The organism is Rahnella woolbedingensis (assembly GCF_003602095.1).
Lineage (GTDB): Bacteria > Pseudomonadota > Gammaproteobacteria > Enterobacterales > Enterobacteriaceae > Rahnella > Rahnella woolbedingensis.
The window spans coordinates 103,528-123,978 of record NZ_RAHH01000002.1; the positions used below are offsets into that span (position 1 = coordinate 103,528).

Genomic DNA, 20,451 nt, shown 5'->3' on the forward strand with positions numbered 1-20,451 from the left:
AAGAACATCTGATGAGTTCAGTTCAGTTCAGAACAGATCAGTGAGACGCTTTACAGGCAGCAAGAATATCGAGCTGAGGATCACGCGCCGACGTCTGAACGTTCATCGCGCTGAGCACGGTGTGGAACAGATTATCCTGTGAGACATCTTTGTCTGCCGCATTGGCTTTCAGGCATTGCATGTCTATGCCCTGTGCTTTCGCATAACTTTCGGACAGCCAGAACAGCATCGGAACATGCGTCTGCTGGGCGGGTGCGACGCTGTAAGGTGTGCCGTGCAGATAAAGCCCGTTTTCGCCCAGTGATTCACCGTGGTCGGAAAGGTAAATCACCGCCACGTTGTACTTATCCTGATACTGTTTTGCCTTTTCAATCACCTGCGACACCAGATAATCCGTGTAGAGCAGGGTATTGTCGTAGGTATTGACCAGCTGTTCCTGCGTGCAGTTTTCAATATCGCTGCGCGGACAGTCAGGCGTGAATTTGCGGAATTCCGGCGGATAACGTTTGGAATACGTCGGCCCGTGACTGCCAATCAGGTGCAGGGCGATCAGGGTATTTTTGCCGTCGTTTTTAATATCACCATCAATATTTTGCATCAGCGCCATGTCGTAGCAGGTGTCGCCATCACAATATTTGCCGTCTTTTTTAGTATCGATGATCACGTTAGGCACGCGGTCACAGACACCTTTACAGCCTTCATCGTTATCTTTCCAGAAAACGGAAACCCCGGCTTTGTGCAGGATATCGAGCAATCCTTCGCTGTTACGGGCGCGGTTAGCGTCGTAACTGGTGCGCTTCATATTCGAGAACATACACGGCACAGAAATCGCCGTTGCCGTCCCGCATGACGTCATTTTGCTGAAATTCACCACGTCCGGAACAGCCTGTGTGAACTGGTTGGTCGGTTTGGCATAACCATTCCACGACTGGTTTTGCGCCCGCGCGGTTTCACCCACCACCAGGAAGACCAGATTTGGTTTCTGACCCGGTTGTTGCACCAGTTTTGCATCGTCACCCAGGGTCTGGAAAGGCATCTTCGGTGTGAAATAGCGGTGATTCATGTACTGGAACGCGCTGTACAGGTAGTTGGTCGGGACGATTTCCAGATTGAGTGTGCGGTTGTTGCGACCGACAGACGCGTAATCTTTATAGAAAACGCCGGCGACCGACGCTACCACCAGCAGTGAGATAACCATCGACATCAGACGCACGCCGAGGCGACGCAGGCGGGTTTTCTCGTAGCTGACCGGCGTCAGAAATAACAGAACCGCAGGCAGGATGCCGGTAAAGACAAACCACAGCGCCACTTTCATATTGAGGTACGACGTTGCTTCAGACGACTGCGTCTCAATAATGTTTTCGATCATGCCGCGGTCAAACACCACCTGATAGGTGAGCATCGCAAAACTGGCGAGGGCGCTGACCGGCAGCACAATGATAAAGAAAGGCTTAAGCAACGGGCAGAAACTGAACGGGGTGAACACAAAGTTCAGCGCAGCAAACAGTACGACCGGGATCGTCAGGGCAAAGGCCAGATTATAAGCAGGTAACGCATGCAGGATGCGGTAAAAGTGCAGCAAAATCGGCAGGTTGACGACAAAGGTAAAGTACAACGTTAAGAGCAAGGTAAGCTTAAAATAGCTGATTTTTGGCAATAAATAGCGCAATGACAACTCCCAAGGGGGTATGAAAAGCAAACATAACGTATCTCAATGAATGGCGGGCATAGTATTAGTTCAAGCTTAAGAAAGCCTTAATGGGAATGTCATAAATATTTAACGTGAGGGATTTTTAGAAAAGGTTCAGAAAATAAATAAAAAATAGTTAGCCTGTTTTCTCCGCCTGACGCCTTATGCTGTGCGGCATAGCGAAATGTTGTTTAAATATAAACAGCTCGTTTAAGCCTTTCTGAGTGCGTTTCCTTCCGCTCATTCTGACCTTCCCTGATTACTCCTGACACGTTTAATTCACCACTGGCGGCTTACCGGCTGACAGAAGGACGTTTGTGTTTATTTCATCTTCGGCCACCATTGCGGCCAGCAGTATCATCGAATCTGATGTCATTATCGGCCCGCGGGTAGTTATCGGGCCTTTTTGTATTATTTCCGCCGGTGTGAAAATCGGTGAAGGGACACTCATTTCTTCGCATGTGGTCATCAACGGGAACACGCAAATCGGGTCAGATAACCAGATTGGGATGGGCTCATCGATTGGCGAAATCAGTCAGGATCTGAAATATGCCGGAGAACCTGCCGGGCTGGAAATAGGCAACGGCAACAGGATTGGGTGTCACGCCACATTGCATCGGGGAACCGCACAGGGCGGAGGGATGACCCGAATTGGCAACGACAATCACCTGGGGCGCGGTGTGCATATCGGACATGACTGTCAGGTAGGGAATGCCACTTTTATGGGTGAGAACAGCGGACTGGCCGGGCATGTCGTGCTGGGGAATGAAACGTACATTGATGCGATGTGTGCGGTACATCAGTTTTGCATTATTGGTACGGGAGCCCGTCTGCAGGCCGGATCCTGCGTTGTGCAGGATGTCCCTCCTTATGTTCTGGCGGGCGGTAACCGGGCGTCGCCGCAGGGGATTAATGAACTGGCCAGCAGATTCATGCAGGCAGAACACGCCGAGCGAGAGGTTGTCCGCTATCTGTATGACCTGCTGTATCACCAGCAGGCAGCGGTCGAAAAAGTGAAGCTGGAGATCGGGCGTCTGAGCGTTGAATATCCGCTCCTGTGCCACTTCAATGAATTCTTCCTCCGTTCAGCGCGCGGGATTGTGCGCTGAACGGAGGAAAGGGCGGTCAGGCTTCGAGTGCTAACAGCGCGAAAGTCGCCAGCCAGTGTTCGCCCATATACGTACTGTCGAGGTGATCCAGCGCGCTGTGCAAATGCACTTCGGCGGTCTGGCGCAGCAGCGTGGCACGCGGATCACCGGCAGGCAACGCACCCGCCAGAGAACGCTGGCACCAGGCGCGGCTGAGATTGAGTCCGTCGAGATGGCCGATTTTGCCATCATTACGGTCAGTCACGGTCGCCGGGGTGAAAAGCGTCGCCGGCTGACTGTGGGCCAGATCTGGCAGGAAACGCCCGAACCAGGTCACAAAAGCGTCGCCCGGTAACACGCGGCGCATCAGCTCAGCTTCCATCAGCGAAGGCGAAAGGAATTCATCCCCCCCCGGCTCCCAAGCCTGACAATGTACATCCTCCAGATGCCAGCGCAGCGCCGTTTCCTCTAGGGTTGACGCCAGCGCAGAGTGCTTAACACTGCGCGCATAATCAAGCGTCAGTGCCAGCGCAAAGGCCGTATTAAAATGGCTGCCGACGCGCAGCGGATAGGTGGCTTTCGGCAGAAAATCGGCGAAACTTTTCTCAAAGAAGCGACTCATTGGTGCCAGCGTTTTGGCCCATCCGGCAGCCTGCGGCAACGTCATTTCATGCAGTTGTTGTGTCAGGGCCAGAAACCATGCCCAGCCGTAAGGTCGTTCGAATCCGTTATGTTGCGGCTGTTGCAGATAAGCCATCTCACCCGCGACATTTTCTGCGGTGAAATGCGCCGTCACCACGCTGACGATTTTTTCAGCTTCCGGCAGGTCAGGAAAACGGTCCAGCAGGCGCAATAACAGCCAGTAACCATGAACGCAGGAATGCCAGTCGTAGCTGCCGTAAAAAATCGGATGCAGCTGGCGCGGGGTCTGTGCATCCGCCGAGCTGCTCATGGCGTGCATAATTTTATTCGGATACTCACGCGTTAAATGGTTCAGCGCCAGTGAGGCAAAACGGGACGCCATTTCCGGCGTCAGTTTCAGTGTCGGTTGCGTTGTCATCTTTTCCCTTATCAGAAACGGAATACAAAGAGATACATAAAGGCGGTGTTGACCAGTAACAGCAATACGCCGGTTTTCCACTGCGCTTTGATCACGCCATTTTTGTCCTGCAATTCCAGCAATGCCGCCGGAACAATGTTGAAATTGGCGGCCATCGGCGTCATCAGCGTTCCACAAAAACCGGATAACATCCCGATAGCGCCCATGATGGCCGGATTTCCGCCGAGCTGGTTAACGATGAGCGGCAAACCGATACCGGCGGTCATTACCGGGAAGGCGGCGAAACCATTACCCATAATCATGGTGAACAGCGCCATTCCGAAGGTGTAGGCGATAACAATCGCCAGCGGTGACCCCAGAGGGATAATGTTTTTCACCAGTTCCGACACCACGTCGCCGACGCCTGCCAGCGCAAACAGCGCACCGAGGGCTGCCAGCATCTGTGGCAAAATAGCCGCCCAGCCGACGGTATCCATCGTCTGTCCGCCCGCTTTAATCGCTTTGAACGGCGAATCGCGCAGCAGCAACAGCGCGACGATAAATGCCACCAGTGTGCCGATCACCAGCGAAATCAGCGTGACGTTTTTGGCTTCCACCAGCGGCGTGTATTTGAGCGTCAGGGTACCTATCAGTGTCACCACGGGGATGAGCAGGGCAGGAATAAACAATTTATTCCCAAAACGTTTCGCACCCGCCTCGCGTTTTTCCACCATTTCCGGCTGATCGTTATCGGTTTTACCTTTTCCGAGTTTCCCGGTACCGGCGATGACGGCCAGTAAAATCGCCATGCAGCCGGTGACGAAATGCGGTAACTCTGCGCCGAACAGGAACGTAATCCCGTAAACGCCCCAGAACAGCGCGTTCACATAACGACGTGAGTTGCTTTTATCGCGCAGGTTAAAGAAGGCGTAAGCGCAGAACATCAGTCCGGCGAGGATATAAACGGTTTGTAAGTTGATCATTTCGCGGCGCTCCCGTGCTGAGCGTCAAAACGTTTAGCCAGTGAGCGGTCAAGCAACCACATACGAATAAAATGGATAATCAGTGCAGCAATGGCCGTCGGGATCGCCCAGACGGAAAGATGCAATGGCTCGACATTAATGCCGTACTGCTCGAGAAAACCTTTGATCAGCAAAATGGACTGCACGGCGATGAAGATATCCTCACCGAAAAACACCGCAACGTTATCGGTTGCCGCCGCATGAGCGCGAATTTTTTGGCGCACATCATTGGGTAAGTCGCCGTATTTGGTGGTGGCAGCCGCTTCCGCCATGGGCGCAATCAGCGGTCGAACCATCTGTGCATGGCCGCCCAGGGAGTTAAGCCCCAGCGCGGCTGTCATCTGGCGCAAGAAGAAATACAACATCAGAACTCGTCCGGTAGTGGCGGCATGGACTTTGGAAATCAGATGCCGCGCCTGTTCCTTGAGACCACTGCGCTCAAGAATGGCAATGACCGGAAGCGTGAGCCAGATCAGGCCCATATAACGGTTATCGGTGAAGGCTTTGCCGAAAGCGCTGATGATCTCAACGGTATGCATACCGCCCGCCAGTCCGGTAGAAATACCGGCAACTGTGACCACTAATAATGGATTAAACCGCAGTGCGAACCCCAGCACGACGATCGGAATACCAATTAAAACCCACATGGTGTGTCCCTCAATGATGTTGTGATTGTTTTATATTTTTGATGATTCTCTGCCTGGTGAATACACTGGTAATAACCCTGAGTAATTACATAGACCTAATTCGCATAAACAATGCGTGAGGCGGAAAGTAACAAGCGTCATGACTGAACGCAAGATGCAAAAAATAGCGAAATATCTCAAAGGGAAGTGGTTAAACAAGGCGTGAAGTTGTTCTGGTAATATAAAGAGCTGGCTGCAGATTTTAATCTGGTGTATCTGAGCGATGTGGGGATAAACAGCAGAATAATAAACCCGGCATTCAGGCCGGGTTTGAAGGGCGTAGCGGGAACTGAAAGCCGGTTATTCGTCGTCTTCGTCGCCGTAATATTTCACGCCGAGTTTGATAAGCCCGCGCCCTTGCGACTTACGGTGTAAATTACTGTCACGTAAGGAATAAACGCAGCCGCAGTATTCCTGCTGATAAAAGTGCTCGCGCTTGCTGATTTCAATCATTCGCGCCGAACCGCCTTTTTTACGCCAGTTATAATCCCAGAACACCATGCCCGGATAAGGCGCGGCCGCACGTTCGCCGCAGCCGGTAATTTGTTTCATATCTTTCCAGCGTGAAATACCCAGACAGCTGGTAATGGCACTGAAACCATTTTCCCAGGCATAAAGCGCCGTGCGCTCAAAACGCATATCAAAACACATTGTGCAACGCTCTCCGCGCTCAGGAGCATTCTCCATTCCTTTTGCACGCTCAAACCAATTATCCGTGTCGTAATCTGCATCAATAAAAGGGATGCCGTGCTGCTCGGCGAAACGCATATTTTCTTCTTTGCGCAGCATATATTCTTTTTGCGGATGAATATTCGGGTTGTAGAAATAAATTGTATAGTCGATCCCCGATGCCTGAATGGCTTCCATCACTTCACCGGAACAGGGCGCACAGCAGGAGTGCAGAAGTAATTTGTCGTGACCTTCAGGAAGGGCGAGCATTTCACGGATTAATTCAGACATTGTTATTCACCAGAGCTTTTCACCAGAGCTATTCACGAGAGTGACAGACACAGAATGTAGGAATTTCTTTATCTATTATCAGGCACGATCATAGAGAACCCTGCGTGACTGTCAAAATTTTCTTGAGTGTTTATGCCCGGGGCGAATGGCAGGGCATTGTTCAGTGCTATGATAAGGACGATTGCAGGGCGCAGCCCGGTACACAGAGATTTTAAGGAAACAGGTAATGCAGATTATGAGATCGAATCAAATTCGCTGGCTCAGTGTGTTGATTGTGATGGGCGGGCTGTTACTGATTCTTCCTCTTCATTTACTGGCGTGTTTAATCGCCGGTTTTTTAGTGTTTGAACTCATCAATGCCCTGACGCCGTACTTTCAGAAAATCATCAGCGGTGAACGTGCCCGCTGGGCGGTGGTCGCGGTTATCGGCACGCTGGTCGTCAGTTTCCTGACGCTGGCGATTGCCGGCATTGCTGATTTTCTGATGGAAGATATGAAAAACCCGGTGGCCTTTAATGCCATGGTGTCGCGGTTGCTGACCGATGCGCAGAGCCGTCTGTCGCCGGTGCTGCTGCATTATCTGCCCGCCAATATTGAAGAGTTACAGCGCAGTTTCCTGCAATGGTTACGCGAGCATATTGTGATGATTCAGGCCTTCGGCAAGAATGCGGCGCATGTTTTTCTGACGATGATTATCGGGATGATCCTTGGCGCAATTATTTCGCTTCAGCAACCTAATCAGGGCGAACATCATGCGCCGCTGAAAAAGGAATTGTTGCAGCGTATGCGTTTGCTGGGAGAAGCGTTTCGCAATGTGGTGTTCGCTCAGTTCCAGATTTCGCTGATCAACACCGTGCTGTCAGGTGTTTTCCTGTTCGGCATTTTACCGCTGTTTGGCATTCATCTGCCGCTGGCGAAAACGCTGGTGGTGGTGACGTTCGTGTGCGGATTGCTACCGGTGATCGGTAATCTTATTTCTAACACGCTGATTTTCATCGTCGGGCTTTCGCTTTCCTTGTGGGTCGGGGCGCTGGTGCTGGCGTATCTGATCATCATTCATAAAGTGGAATACTTCCTGAATGCCCGCATTGTGGGCAGCCGTATTAAGGCGAAATCCTGGGAAGTTCTGCTGGCGATGCTGGTCTTTGAAGCCGCGTTTGGTATCCCCGGCGTCGTGGCGGCACCCATCTATTACGCGTATATGAAAAGTGAACTGAAAGAAGCCGGTCTGGTTTAATCTTCTGCAAACAGTGGCGCACAAATTCTGAAGCGAACCGGTTTCTGGCGCCACTGTTTACTTCCTGTCCGTGATGCCGCGCTATTCACCAAATCTCTTCAAAAAAACAGATTCAGGCAAGCAATAGCGAGAATCGTTATATCTGTTTGTCATCTGAAACCTTCATAATTTCCTTGTGCCTGCAGTTTGTGCGGGCATGAAGTATTCCGTTTGCCTACCAGGAGAAAAAAATGACGCTTAACGTTCGTGGTTTCGCTGCACATTCAGCGGATGCGCCTCTGGCGCCTCATAACTTTGTTCGTCGTGACCCGCGTGATACCGACGTTGTGATCGACATTCTGTACTGCGGTGTGTGTCACTCTGACATCCACCAGGCACGTAACGAATGGCATCAGAGCATTTATCCGATGGTTCCGGGCCATGAAATTATCGGTCGCGTTAAACAAGTGGGCGCGAAAGTAACAGGTTTCAGCGTCGGCGATACCGTCGGTGTGGGTTGCATGGTCGATTCTTGTCAGCACTGTGAGTCCTGCGCAGAAAGCCTGGAACAGTACTGTGAAGAAGGCGCTACCATGACTTACAACAGCCATGATCGTCATGACAACATGATGACCTACGGCGGTTACTCTGAACAAATCGTTGTTTCAGAAAAGTTTGTTCTGCGTGTTTCTGAAAAACTGGATATCAAATCTGCGGCACCACTGCTGTGTGCCGGTATCACCACTTACTCTCCGCTCAAACACTGGAAAGTCGGTAAAGGCCATAAAGTGGCGATCGTCGGTTTAGGCGGCTTAGGCCACATGGGCCTGAAATTCGCTAAAGCACTGGGCGCGGATGTGACGTTGTTCACCCGTTCCAAAGGCAAAGAGCAGGAAGCTTACCGTCTAGGCGCTGACCACGTGGTGTTGTCTACCGATGCAGAACAAATGGCCGCAGTGAAAAGCCACTTCGACTTTATTCTGGACACGGTACCGAATCCGCACGACCTGAATCCGTACCTGGACACCCTCAAGCGCGATGGTACGCATATTCTGGTTGGCCTGATCGAGCCAATCGAACCTGCGCTGCACAGCGGAAAACTGGTGATGGGCCGCAAAACCGTTGCCGGTTCGCTGATCGGCGGTATCGCTGAAACTCAGGAAATGCTGGATTTCTGTGCTGAGCATGACATTTCCTGTGATGTGGAAATGATCGACATGCAGGATATCAACGGCGCTTACGAACGCATGCTGAAAAGCGATGTGAAATACCGCTTTGTTGTTGATATGGCTTCGCTGAAAAACGCCGGCTAACCTTATTACGCGTGGTATCGCGATATTGGTTAAATAGCGACCTAATGCGTCTGTCCTGAATATTGAATGAAAGCAGCAGGGCAGGCGCATTGTGGCGAAATTTACTCTTTACACGTTTCTGTGACTTCTCGGCTTGAAAGCGCGGTGGTATCCTGCTGCCTTTCGCCGGGCGAAGGAAAACCAGTGGCTAAGAGTTTTGATGAACTCATCAGAGACATGGATCTGATGATTGAACATGTGGACAGGCTGAAAGACCTGCCGCCACGTGCAGCGCAACCAACCGCTGCGGAGAAACCTGCGTACGATTCTTTCGGTGAGATTTTCGCCCTGAAAGCCGTGATGCGGGCTTTTATTTCTTCGGTCGACACCATTGTTAAAGTGCAGATTGCGAAGAAAGTCGAACAGGATATCGGCCATCTGGAGAATACTGTGCGGGCAATCGGCGGCGGCAGCGCTGACGCAGAAGACGTCGCGCAAATTACGGCCTATGTCCGTAATGCAGTTTCAGAACTCATGGATTAATCCGGCACGCTATCAGCGCGCTGTACAAACGCCGGTCACAGGTCTTTTAAAGACAATATGTGACCGGCGTTTTTTTTGGACTTTCTAACCCATAGGCGCGACGGATAAAAGCGTCTATTCTTGCCGTAACTCCTTTTGCTGGTGCCGTTTATGTCACAGGATTATCGCTATTTCGCGTCAGCACGACGCAGATGTTATGCCCTTTTATTTGAGCACCGAACCCGCAGCGGTCGCCGGATGGAAACCTTCTGGATTGTCATCTCGCTGCTGAGCGTTCTGTTTTTGTTTATAGAGTCGAGCGCCACCGATCTCTTTCCTAATATTCCGAACATCCTGTACCGGTTTGGCACAATAGAAGTGGCATTCACCACGTTGTTCACGGTGGAATACGTTTTGCGGGTGATCTCCTCACCGCGAAAAATCCACTATCCGTTCAGCTTCTTCGGATTTATAGACCTCTGTACGATTTTGCCGATGTACATTCTGTGGCTAATACCGTCGCTTAGCGTATCACCTGATCTGGTGGTGCTGGTGCGTCTGCTGAGGGTGTTGCGCGTGCTGCGCGTGCTGAAACTCTTGCGGTATATGAGTGACGCCGGGATTTTGTGGCGAAGCCTGATGCGCGCGCGACGTAAACTGGGCATCTTCTTTGGCTTCGTGGCGATAATCCTTTGCCTGTTCGGCGGGCTGATGTTCGCGGTAGAAGGGGGGAAGGACGGATTTACCTCATTAGGTGCCGCGGTCTACTGGGCGGTCGTGACGCTCACCACGGTAGGTTACGGTGACATTACTCCGCACACTGCCCTCGGTCGAATGCTGGCGTCGGTGCTTATCCTGCTGGGGTATTCCATCATCGCTGTTCCTACCGGGATTTTAACGGCTTATATGTCACAAGAGTTGGAAAAGGGACGGGCAGCACGTTCTTGTCTCATTTGTCTGCATTCAGGACATGAAATTGATGCAAAATTTTGCGCGCATTGTGGCGCGATCCTTGAGGCAAATACTTCACAACCTGTTGAAAAATAGCCTGATAAGTGGTCAATGATTGTACTGACTGGTACATATTTAGACTATTTTCATCCTTTACCTCACCATTGCATTAAAAAGAGTTGCTATTAAAGGGCAGTCATGAGTAAATACATACCGGCCTGTGGTACAGACCTATTTATGCACGACATCCTGAGTAAAGTTGTTCCAATTTAAAGCGTTATCCATGATAACCCTGCTCTGACGAATTTCCTTCTTAGTGCCTCCATAAGTAACGACTGAAATCCGGCTATAACATGCCCATGGTGGCGAAATTTATTTTTAAAAGGTAATTCTTATGTCAATGATGAAAGGTCAGGTTAAGTGGTTTAACGAGTCTAAAGGCTTTGGCTTCATCACTCCTGCTGACGGCAGCAAAGATGTGTTCGTACACTTCTCCGCTATCCAGGATCAAGGTTTCAAGACCCTGGCTGAAGGCCAGAACGTACAGTTCACTATCGAGAACGGTGCTAAAGGTCCGTCTGCGGCTAACGTTACCGCTATCTAATCTTGCTTTACCGCTGTTTCAGCGATAAACGTAAAGATAACAAAAACCCGCATGCGCGGGTTTTTTTACGTCTGTCGTTTATGGATCTGGTTTGCGGAAACCACTCTGAGATGACAGCTGCGCCGGAACGTGCTGGCAAAAGAGCAAAAAAATGCCCGCATCGTGGCGGGCAAAAATATTTCTTATGACATTCATTGTTGTACTCCCTCGGGGGTGAGCACGCAGCCAGTATAGTGGATATCAAAGTCAGGATTCTGGCCGCAATATGTTAAGGAAATGCAAATTAGTGCCGCAGGGTTATTTTCTGCTTTTCAGGCTAACTTTCCCCTCGCCACCTGCTTTTGTGTGGCGGTCTGTACTACAATAAACATAATTGAAAACCATGGGATAACCTGATGAAAGTTAATGATCTTGTGACTGTAAAAACCGACGGCGGACCGCGCCGTCCGGGCAAAGTATTAGCCGTAGAAGAATTTTACGAAGGCACCATGTATCTGGTATCGCTGGAAGATTATCCGGCAGGTATCTGGTTCTTCAATGAAGGCGACACCAAAGACGGCACATTCGTTGAGCCCCGCGAAGACGCAGAATAGCCGTTACCTGCAAAATGCAGTCGGCGTAAAAAAACACCGGGGCAAAGCCGCCGGTGTTTTAGTTTTAAAGGCGGTTATTTACGGTAATGTTGCGGGATCAAAACGTTTCCCACTTAGGTTGGTCACTGGCCTGTTTGGATGAGCGCTTATCCGGAGCGGAAAGAGCGCGTGCCGGTGGCTGGCGGTTTGCAGGGGTTTTTAGAACAGTGCTTTCAAGACGAAATACCGCCACGGCCTGTGTCAGACGCGCTGCCTGTTCTTCCAGTGAGGCCGCAGCCGCAGAGGCTTCCTGTACCAGTGAGGCGTTTTGCTGGGTGACGCCGTCCATTTCCGACACGGCCAGACTGACCTGACTGATCCCGCGGCTCTGCTCGTCAGAAGCAGAAGCGATTTCACCCATGATGTCGGTGACATGACTGACGGCAGTGACGATTTCAGACATAGTATCCCCCGCATCACCGACCAGAATGCAGCCTTCGCCCACGTAATCGACCGATTCTTCAATCAGCGTTTCAATTTCTTTCGCCGCCTGCGCACTTCTTTGCGCCAGGCTACGCACTTCGCTGGCAACGACGGCAAATCCGCGACCCTGTTCCCCTGCACGCGCGGCTTCAACTGCGGCATTCAGTGCCAGAATATTGGTCTGGAAGGCAATGCTGTTAATGACGTTGGTGATCTCGGCAATTTTGGACGAGCTGCGGGAAATTTTGTCCATCGTCGCCACCACATCTTCCACAATGCTGCCGCCTTTTTGCGCTTTGTGTGAGGCATCAGCGGCCAGTTTGCTGGCGTGGTGGGCATTTTCGGAGTTCTGCTTCACGGTCGCGGTCAGCTGTTCCATACTGGCGGCAGTTTGTTCCAGCGCAGCAGCCTGTTGCTCGGTACGTGAGGAAAGGTCGGTATTGCCGGAAGCGATTTCAGTCGACCCCTGATAAATCGACATGGCGCCTTCGCGCACAGTCAGCACGGTTGATGCCAGAGAATGCTGCATCTGCTCAACATTGCTGCTCAGCACGCCAATTTCATTGCGGCCGTTGCTCTGGCCCGGCTGAGTCAGGTCGCCTTCGGAGATTTTCTGAATACGTATCACCAGACGGTTCAGCGGATTAATGATCACTTTGCGCATCACCAGATACGTGATGAACGTCAGCATCAACGCCAGCAGGAAGCTGCCCGCCATCAGGGTATAACCGAGAACGGCGTTACGCTGGGCTTTGTCATTAATGGCGTTGGCGGTTTCGGTGCGATAGGCAATGGCAGCCAGTAACGGTATGTTGTTGGCCAGATCGAGGCTGCGCACGGTTTCCGCTTCCTGAGAAATGACTTCTTCAAAATGCGCCTGCTTTGTGGATTCCAGCATCGGCGCCATGCCTTTGGTCAGATATTCGTTGTAGGCTTTTTTCAGCGGCTCATCGAGCGCCAGATCCTTTTGCGTTTTATTCGGGCGGTTGATATAGCTGTCAAAAGAAGACTGCGATTGTTTAATAAGGCTGGCCGCGTTAGTCAGGTTCTGGTTGAAAATATCCTGATCGCCGATACGCGCGGCGGCAGCGGCCTGGATCAGCACCAAACGTGCCGTACGCAAATGGTTAGAACTGTTCGAAAGCGCCATACGAATTTGCAGTTCCTGCGTGGCATTAGCCAGCGCGGCATTGCTTTGTTTGAGAAAGAAACTGGATGTGCCGATGGAAATGGCAAAAAGAAACAGGATCCCGGTGAGGATCAGGCTAATCAGGGTAATCAGTCGAATATTGCTGATGAAAGACGTTCTGGTATCTGAAAGGGTAGGAGTATCCATTTTATTTTATTCCACTCTGTTGATCCTGCATACCGTCGGTTCCGGACGATAAATAACAGCGATGTAGGCATTGCCAGCGGGCAAGTCCTGACGTGACGAAAAGAAAGCGCCATTAAGAGTCATCGGCATTCGGGCGGAGGGATTCAGTTTATGTTTGTGGAGCAGATCGCATTTTTGCAGATTAATCGCGATCGCTACAGGCTACGTTAAGACACAGCCTGTAGCGGGAACCAGGGAAGGATTAATTCACGTATATTCCATTGGTGAGTTGATCACACAAACGAACAACGTGATAAATAATATGTTTATTCGGTGACTTTATTTTCCGCTTAATATTTCCTTTATACGAAGACACCGTTTTTGTCTTAATTTGCAACTTATCGGATATTTCAATCGTTCCGTTACCTGACATCCACATTCTTAGCATGGCGGACTCTGAGCGGCTAAGTATCACCGGTCTGATATCCAGAGCCGCACAACTGGCCGGATCCTGTGCATGCGATAGTGAAGGATGATTCAGTAACTGCCGGAGCGTTTCTGACTTAATCGATTTCGAGGTGATAATCACGTTCTTACGAACAAAAATATATTCTTCAAAATGAATACGAGTACGCGACATGAAGATAAAAAATAACGTCTCCGGGCAGTCAGTAATCAGTTCGCCCAGTCGCTCTTTGTTCTGTGACTGAGACAACATGCAATCCTCATTGATAAACACGACAGAGGGATTGAGTCTGATGCATCCGGCGTGTAACTGGTCAAAATGGGTGGCGTAACTGACCTCCTGTTCACTGGTGAGTAATTGTTGCAACCCGAGACGGGTATACCGGCATGGATCCAAGATTATCGTTTGCATAGTAAGTCCTCGTAGGACGTCCTTGTTCTCCATAATGATTGGATTCTTTAGTGTCAGCACAAAGCGCAAAGAATGAGCGCTGACTCTACTTTTTGCATGAAAGATGGCGGCGTGGAAGTGTTATTTTCAGGCGTTCACAGGCAGGGAGGTTTTTGATTAATTTGGTTTATGTCAGGATTAACTTTGTAACTGAACAAAAAAGCGGAACTAATTAGGATTATTCTTAATGGATGTAAGGACATAGAAGAAGTGCTTAACAATAGGCGTGTTACCGTAACACGATGTAACACTTCGCAAAGAGATGATGATGCTGCTTATGCTTAAAAACAATTCACGAATGAAAAATGGCAACAAAAGCGGACGCAGCGTGTCAGCGCTGCGTCACAGTGATTACCAGTAGGACTGCCAGCATTGCGTCAGGCGCGTCAGCGCTTCGACATAAAAATAATCGCCCCAGCTGCAACACTCATCCACACCTTTGCCGCTCCCCATGTGATACACAGAGTGCTTAAGCAGCCCGTCACAATCTTCCTGCTCACCGGCCAGATAATTCTCAGTCAGTGAATCCATAATCCGCAGCGCCATTTCTTCGTAGCATGCGCGTTTGTCATCGGTGGCGGGCAGGGTCGTCGCCAGACTCAGCAAGCCGCACACCGCAATGGCCGCAGCAGAACTGTCGCGAACCGCATCGGTGCCCAGCAAGGCTAAATCCCAGTGGCAGACATCATCTTCCGGCAGACGGTTGAGGAAATAATGTGCCAGACAACGCGAAAGCTCGACCTGTTCCTCATCTCCGGTATACCGGTAGCTGAGCAGGAATCCATAAATGCCCCAGGCCTGACCGCGAGACCAGCAGGAGTCATCAGAATAACCCTGATGGGTGTTACCAAAACGCGGCTCGCCGGTCACGGTATCCATGTAATACGTGTGATAGGTCGAAGCGTCCGGGCGCACGATATATTTCGCTGCCTGCCCGGCATGGGCACGCGCGGCTTCGGCAAAGCGTGATTCGCCGGTTTGCTCGCTCGCCCAGTACAGCAGCGGCAGATTCATATTGCAGTCAATAATCATGCGTCCGGCCTGTTCCGGATCCTGTAAATCTCCCCACGCCTGAATGATTTTCGCTTTGCTGTTAAAACGCTCCATCAGCGCTTCAGCGGCCAGCAGGGCAAATCCGCGCGCCTGGCGATTACCGGTCAGTTTAAAGGCACTGACACAGGATAAACTGTAGAGAAAGCCGAGATCGTGCGTGGCCGTATCAATGCGGTTGGCGATGCGGTTGCCAAATGAAGTCACCTGTTTTTCTGCCGCCAGCCGGTAGCGGTCGTCGCCGGTCATCTCCCAGGCCAACCACAGTTGCCCGGTCCAGAAACTGGTGGTCCATTCCACATTATCCGTCAGTTTGTAGTGGCCGTTTTCGCAGTTTTCTGACGGAAACTTATCGCCAAATTTATCCAGATTGCGGGAAATTTTACTGAGCACCACCTGGCGTGCCTGTTGTAATTTTTGCGCGAAAGCAATTCTGTCCAGCTGATTCAGTTCAACAGGCAGTAACTTTTCTTTCGTGATGTTAAGCGTCATAACGTCTCCCTTTTGCAGAGCAATAAGTGTCTTTATTTCAGTGGATTGATTTCAATGAATGAGTGTGTAGAGATCACCGTTTCAGCGGCGCGAGTTCGCCGTTATTCTCCGTGGGTGCTGCGGGAGCAGCCACGCCGGATCGCAGGCTGTGACAGCCAGATAACGTGAAAGCGGAAATCAGCGTGAAGCACAGCGCGATGCTGCCCATCACCAGATAGGTGTGTTCGAAACCAATGCGGTCATAGAAGTAGCCGGCAGGTGGGGCGACCACGATTGAACCGACATAAATCATCGCCTGATAGCCCAGCAAATACATGGTGGCGTTCACGCGTTTGCTGAAATGCTCAGCGATATATTTAAACACCGACACCAGCAGCAGGGCGATTTCCAGGCCGTAAAACGGTTTGATAATCGAGATAAGCAGCGGATCGTTAGTCAGCCCGGAGGCGATCAGACGTAATCCCACCAGCGCACCCACCAACAGCAGGCCTTTCTTGGCGCCGAAATAGTTCACCAGGAAAGGGATCACCATCATCATCAGGAATTCCAAACCTGACTGCACGGTGCTCAGATAGCCGTACCACGCGTTGCCTTGCTCTTTGGTGTCGAAGAATGTGACGAAATAGCGCGAGAACTGCTGTTCGGCGACAAACATCATCCACGCCACGCCCGCGACATACATCGAGAACATCCAGAATTTGCGGTTTTTGAGCAGCAAAATAACGTCGCCGAACACGATTTTTTGCGAAGAAATCACGTCATTATTTTTGAGTTCTTCATCACCAATCTTCAGTGACAACAGAACCACTAACATCACCAGCGACGTGGCGCTGCTCAGACCGAAGTTCCAGGCCGGAGACAGATTAAACAGCACGCCGGAAAACGAGGCAGCCAGCGCCCAGCCGAGCGAGCCCCACATACGCACCTGCCCGAATTCCATGTGATACAAACGGCTGAAACGGTCGGCGTAAGATTCTGACGCTGCCACACCGGCGTACCAGCCGAGGCTCAGATACAGTGCGCCGACGATAATCCCCAGCATCAGATGGCTGTCCAGCAGCGGCTGATAGACGAAAATAAAGAACGGGGCCATCAGCGCGGAAACCAGCACGACAAAATAAAGCAGGGATTTGCTCATGCCGATTTTGTCCATGATGTAGCCATACACCGGCTTCATGATCACCGCGAACACGCCGTTAATGGCAAACACCGTGCCGATACTGACGCTGTCCAGTCCGGCCTTTTGGCCGAGCCACAGGGCGTACAGCCCGAAGCTTGAAGACCAGGTGAAAAAATACAGGAATATAAAGCTGCTCATTTTATAGTAAGCCGTTTTACTGGCGGTTCTTATGGCTTTCATAGTGACTCCTGAAACGGGCTCTGACGGTTAATCTAACGTGATCTGGCCGCTGCGGCCGCGAGACTGCCAGCGCAGTTGCCCGCCCTCAAGGCTGACTTCCGGCACGGTTTTGTTGCTGATATCAGTGGTAGCCGAAGCACACACGGCGGTGAACAGCCAGTGAGAACCTGCGGGAAGAGTGTTTTGCAGCACCGGGATAACGGCCGTTTCAGCAAACATAATGCTGCTGTTTGGCGGGGTAATCACTGCACTGGCCTCGCGCGCCGCCTGAGTTTCCAGGCTGACAATCCGGCTAATGCCGTTACGCGCTGTAACCGTCACAGCGCGACGATCGCCGGAGTACTCAGCTTGCGTGGCAGGCTCCTGAATGAGGGCGAAACCGCCTTCAGCCGTATCAAGCGGCCGCTGATTTTCGATGTGATGAACACGCAGATGCCAGTCGCCGCACGGAATAAGCCAGGTGCGTACGCAAACGTCGTGCCACGGCAGCCAGCGGGAATAAATCATTGATTCGGTGATCCGGGTTTCGGCGCAGTCGCGACGTCCGCGGAAATATCCGTCGCCTTCTGAGAACATCAGCATCGAATCACAACCGGCGTGTTTCAGCCCGTAGCGGCCTCTGTCGAGGGTAAAACCGAACTGGCTGGAATAGGCGAATTTGGTGTATTTGGCTTCGGTATTGACGAAGTTATTCAGCTCCAGCTGTCCGGAAGTGAGCATCACCACGTGCTGACTTTCCCCGTCGCGGGTCAGGATCTGATTGGCGTGAGGAATACAGTGGACGCGGGAAAGTTCCGGCAGCGGCGCTTCTTCAGCCTGCCAGAATGCATCGTCCTGCGGCAGGGCCAGCACCAGAAACAGTTTGCATCCCCAGTAAGGGGAGCCCGGCGCGTTATAGTCTTCGGCCATCACCAGATTTGGTGTGTGATAACCAATACTGAGTACGCCGTCACGGTCAAAAATTGGCTCATTCAGCCAGTGACGCAGATGGCGCAGGATCATCCCTTTGATGATGCCTGGCGTGAACACGTCCAGTTTGCTGTACGCGGCGGCACTCCAGAAAGCGGCTTCGGCGAAGCGATAGGTCAGGCTGCGCCCGAAAGGTACAGCCGCGCCACCCGCAGAGAACAGCGTAATGAAATCCTGTGCAAAGCGCCGAGCGCGTTCACGCAGCATGGCGGCACGTGGTGCATCCACATCCGCCATATTTTGTGCGTAAAGCAGCCCGTAATAATGAAACGCCATCGAAATATAGTAATCACGCGGACGACCGGGGCCGTCGGAATACCAGCCATCACCGAGATAATAGCTTTCCATCAGCTCAAATCGGGCAGCGACGGCAGCCGGATCCCAGGGCAGACCGGACTGCTTAAAGCCCATCTGCACCATGATCGGGAAGAAATTCCAGTTGTTATTGGGAATGGTCGCGTCGCGTCCCTGATTAAGCCAGTCCGCCAGATTTTGCTGTTCCTGCGGGGTGAAATGCTGCAACAACTGTTTGTTCAGCAGCGCGAGCCCGACACCAAAGGCAGCCATTTCTACGCAGCGCTGGTCGAAGTCATGGATTTCCCCCCAGTACTGCGGATGCTGCGGGTCGGTACCAAAGCGGATAGCATCAAGATAGAAGGGCAGATCCGCACATTCGCCGCCACCGGCGAGCAACGGGAAAATCCCCCACAACATGCGCGACAGCGCTTCCATTTTGGCAATTTCTTTACCGTAATGGGTGGTGGTATTTCCCAGATCGATGCCGCTTTTACCTTCTTCGGTATACGGCGACACCGCCGAGAGCAGCTCATTGAGCAGTTGCTGCATATCTTTGCGGGTACGCAACGGATTGTTGATATTAACAATATTCAGGGTCATCAAAGCTCTCCCGGTGACTGAGTGGGAACCAGAAAATAAGGGTTTATTAATTTGAAATATTATTTCATTTCTCTGTGTCGGGAATGAAATATAGAGGAGTGAGCAGCGCTGATTGTTAACTGCTTCACAGAATGGCGCGATTTTTGAAATTGTGATTATTAAATGGCGGATAAAAGGGCTTAAATTATAAAAAGCTGACTGAAAATTGTGTTTTGTTGTCCTGAATGAAAATTATGCAGAAATGCATTATGAGGAACCCCAATGCCGGCATCCGATTATCTTGAACGTATTGCCCTTAATGAACGTCAGGTTTCTTTTAACCGGATGAGCCGCGGAAGTGCCAATTATTTTCACTGGCATCAGTGCCTGGAATTACTTTTTGTCAGTCAGGGTTACGGCATTGTGATAGTCGATAATCAGCAATACACGCTGAGGCCGGGGCGGATGTTTGTCTTCCCGCCGTTCAAACTGCATAAAGTTTTTGTGGAAGCGGACGAGAAGAACCCCTATCTGCGCACCACCCTTCATCTGGACCATCAGTTACTGGATGGGTGTCTGCAATCCTTCCCGCAGCGTCGCAGACGATTTGCCAGTTTATGGGATTCCGACCGCGCCGCACCTATTTTCGACCTGAGCGGGCACGCAAGTCATATTGAAGTGATCCTCGAACAGTTCAATCAGCTGCCCGAATCGCAGGCGGATCAGTGGGAAGAAATCACCATGCTCATCCTGCAACTGATGGTGTTTATGCCTGCGGAAGACGGGCAGCCGAAAACCATCAGCCGCACAACGGCCTCGAAAGTAATGCAATGGATTGAAGAAAATTATGTGCAGAAGTTTTCACTGGCAGCGCTTGCGGCGGCTCTTGGGCTTTCCGAAAGCTATATATCGCGGGTCTTCGGGCAGGAAACCGGCGGCTCGATACAGGATTATCTCGCCACGCGGCGCGTAAAACGCGCCTGCGAACTGCTGCGCTCCACTGACCGTTCGGTCGCAGAGATCGGGCTGCAATGTGGTTTTTCAGACGCGCCGTATTTCATCACCCGTTTCAAGAAAATGATTGGCAAAACGCCGCTGCAATATCGCAAAGCGGCGTTTTCATTGTTGTCTTAAAATGTTGTCTTAAAATGTTGTCTTAAAAAGCTGACTTAAGATGCCCGTGGCTCTCTCAAACCTTTGCGGGGCAGGCTTTCATGGAATCCACTGCCAGATGAATATCCGCTTCACCCGTCATCCAGTTCACCAGCGCAACGTTGCGATCCACAACTTGCGCCAGGGTATCCAGGTCTTGCTCAATCAACGGGTGCATAGAATTCCGTTCAGGCTC

General features: G+C 51.3%; 19 protein-coding genes. 8 read left to right on the plus strand and 11 right to left on the minus strand.

All coding sequences use genetic code 11. From position 1 onward, the window contains the following. Nucleotides 1–37: 37 nt before the first annotated feature. On the minus strand, nucleotides 38–1,669 hold the full coding sequence (locus D6C13_RS01710; RefSeq protein WP_120131121.1) for a phosphoethanolamine transferase: 1,632 nt from the start codon (nucleotides 1,667–1,669) through the stop codon (nucleotides 38–40). Nucleotides 1,670–2,007: 338 nt separating this feature from the next. On the opposite strand from D6C13_RS01710, the gene lpxA reads away from it, so the two are divergent. Further along, complete coding sequence (gene lpxA, locus D6C13_RS01715; protein WP_120131122.1) at nucleotides 2,008–2,799, plus strand: acyl-ACP--UDP-N-acetylglucosamine O-acyltransferase; 792 nt, start codon at nucleotides 2,008–2,010, stop codon at nucleotides 2,797–2,799. A gap of 16 nt (nucleotides 2,800–2,815) precedes the next feature. Here lpxA and D6C13_RS01720 read toward each other — a convergent pair whose 3' ends face one another. From D6C13_RS01720 to D6C13_RS01735, 4 genes are all read right to left on the minus strand, one after another. Continuing rightward, nucleotides 2,816–3,838: a DUF2891 domain-containing protein gene (locus D6C13_RS01720; protein ID WP_120131123.1), complete on the minus strand. Its 1,023-nt coding sequence runs from the start codon at nucleotides 3,836–3,838 to the stop codon at nucleotides 2,816–2,818. An 11-nt stretch (nucleotides 3,839–3,849) separates the two neighbouring features. Continuing rightward, nucleotides 3,850–4,797 (minus strand): DUF979 domain-containing protein, encoded by a 948-nt coding sequence (locus D6C13_RS01725; RefSeq protein ID WP_425272690.1) that lies wholly within the window; start codon nucleotides 4,795–4,797, stop codon nucleotides 3,850–3,852. Then, nucleotides 4,797–5,486, minus strand: coding sequence for a DUF969 domain-containing protein (locus D6C13_RS01730; RefSeq protein ID WP_120131125.1), 690 nt, complete (start codon nucleotides 5,484–5,486; stop codon nucleotides 4,797–4,799). Before D6C13_RS01730 ends, D6C13_RS01725 begins: the two co-directional genes overlap by 1 nt. A gap of 339 nt (nucleotides 5,487–5,825) precedes the next feature. Further along, on the minus strand, nucleotides 5,826–6,485 hold the full coding sequence (locus tag D6C13_RS01735) for an epoxyqueuosine reductase QueH (protein WP_120131126.1): 660 nt from the start codon (nucleotides 6,483–6,485) through the stop codon (nucleotides 5,826–5,828). A 226-nt stretch (nucleotides 6,486–6,711) separates the two neighbouring features. Between D6C13_RS01735 and D6C13_RS01740 the strand changes: the two genes are divergently transcribed. The 6 genes from D6C13_RS01740 to dsrB all read left to right on the plus strand — a co-directional run bounded on the left by D6C13_RS01740 (nucleotide 6,712) and on the right by dsrB (nucleotide 11,663). After that, entirely contained in the window at nucleotides 6,712–7,722 is a 1,011-nt protein-coding gene (locus D6C13_RS01740) for an AI-2E family transporter (RefSeq protein ID WP_120131127.1), read from the plus strand. 230 nt (nucleotides 7,723–7,952) lie between these two features. After that, nucleotides 7,953–9,014, plus strand: coding sequence for an NAD(P)-dependent alcohol dehydrogenase (locus tag D6C13_RS01745; protein ID WP_120131128.1), 1,062 nt, complete (start codon nucleotides 7,953–7,955; stop codon nucleotides 9,012–9,014). Nucleotides 9,015–9,197: 183 nt separating this feature from the next. Further along, on the plus strand, nucleotides 9,198–9,536 hold the full coding sequence (locus D6C13_RS01750) for a hypothetical protein (protein WP_120131270.1): 339 nt from the start codon (nucleotides 9,198–9,200) through the stop codon (nucleotides 9,534–9,536). 237 nt (nucleotides 9,537–9,773) lie between these two features. Continuing rightward, nucleotides 9,774–10,562: an ion transporter gene (locus D6C13_RS01755; protein WP_244212612.1), complete on the plus strand. Its 789-nt coding sequence runs from the start codon at nucleotides 9,774–9,776 to the stop codon at nucleotides 10,560–10,562. A 298-nt stretch (nucleotides 10,563–10,860) separates the two neighbouring features. Next, nucleotides 10,861–11,070, plus strand: coding sequence for a transcription antiterminator/RNA stability regulator CspE (cspE, locus tag D6C13_RS01760; RefSeq protein WP_013575246.1), 210 nt, complete (start codon nucleotides 10,861–10,863; stop codon nucleotides 11,068–11,070). Nucleotides 11,071–11,465: 395 nt separating this feature from the next. Continuing rightward, nucleotides 11,466–11,663: a protein DsrB gene (dsrB, locus tag D6C13_RS01770; protein WP_167457968.1), complete on the plus strand. Its 198-nt coding sequence runs from the start codon at nucleotides 11,466–11,468 to the stop codon at nucleotides 11,661–11,663. Between the two features lie 97 nt (nucleotides 11,664–11,760). Here the strand turns inward: dsrB and D6C13_RS01775 are convergent, their stop codons facing one another. From D6C13_RS01775 to D6C13_RS01795, 5 genes are all read right to left on the minus strand, one after another. Beyond that, entirely contained in the window at nucleotides 11,761–13,461 is a 1,701-nt protein-coding gene (locus D6C13_RS01775) for a methyl-accepting chemotaxis protein (RefSeq protein ID WP_120131132.1), read from the minus strand. Nucleotides 13,462–13,702: 241 nt separating this feature from the next. Continuing rightward, the gene (gene rcsA, locus D6C13_RS01780) at nucleotides 13,703–14,317 is read right to left on the minus strand and encodes a transcriptional regulator RcsA (RefSeq protein ID WP_120131271.1); all 615 of its coding nucleotides are present in this window, start codon (nucleotides 14,315–14,317) and stop codon (nucleotides 13,703–13,705) included. A 390-nt stretch (nucleotides 14,318–14,707) separates the two neighbouring features. Then, nucleotides 14,708–15,898 carry a glycoside hydrolase family 88 protein gene (locus D6C13_RS01785; protein WP_120131133.1) on the minus strand — a complete coding sequence of 397 codons (1,191 nt, stop codon included), beginning with the start codon at nucleotides 15,896–15,898 and terminating at the stop codon, nucleotides 14,708–14,710. A gap of 73 nt (nucleotides 15,899–15,971) precedes the next feature. Further along, complete coding sequence (locus tag D6C13_RS01790; protein ID WP_120131134.1) at nucleotides 15,972–17,258, minus strand: oligosaccharide MFS transporter; 1,287 nt, start codon at nucleotides 17,256–17,258, stop codon at nucleotides 15,972–15,974. A gap of 27 nt (nucleotides 17,259–17,285) precedes the next feature. After that, the gene (locus D6C13_RS01795) at nucleotides 17,286–19,124 is read right to left on the minus strand and encodes a DUF2264 domain-containing protein (protein ID WP_120131135.1); all 1,839 of its coding nucleotides are present in this window, start codon (nucleotides 19,122–19,124) and stop codon (nucleotides 17,286–17,288) included. Nucleotides 19,125–19,385: 261 nt separating this feature from the next. Between D6C13_RS01795 and D6C13_RS01800 the strand changes: the two genes are divergently transcribed. Continuing rightward, a complete protein-coding gene (locus tag D6C13_RS01800; RefSeq protein WP_120131136.1) occupies nucleotides 19,386–20,237 on the plus strand; it encodes an AraC family transcriptional regulator in 852 nt (283 codons plus the stop codon). Between the two features lie 55 nt (nucleotides 20,238–20,292). On the opposite strand, the gene D6C13_RS25540 is transcribed toward D6C13_RS01800, so the two are convergent. Next, nucleotides 20,293–20,433: a hypothetical protein gene (locus D6C13_RS25540; RefSeq protein ID WP_167457969.1), complete on the minus strand. Its 141-nt coding sequence runs from the start codon at nucleotides 20,431–20,433 to the stop codon at nucleotides 20,293–20,295. Between the last annotated feature and the right edge of the window lie 18 nt (nucleotides 20,434–20,451).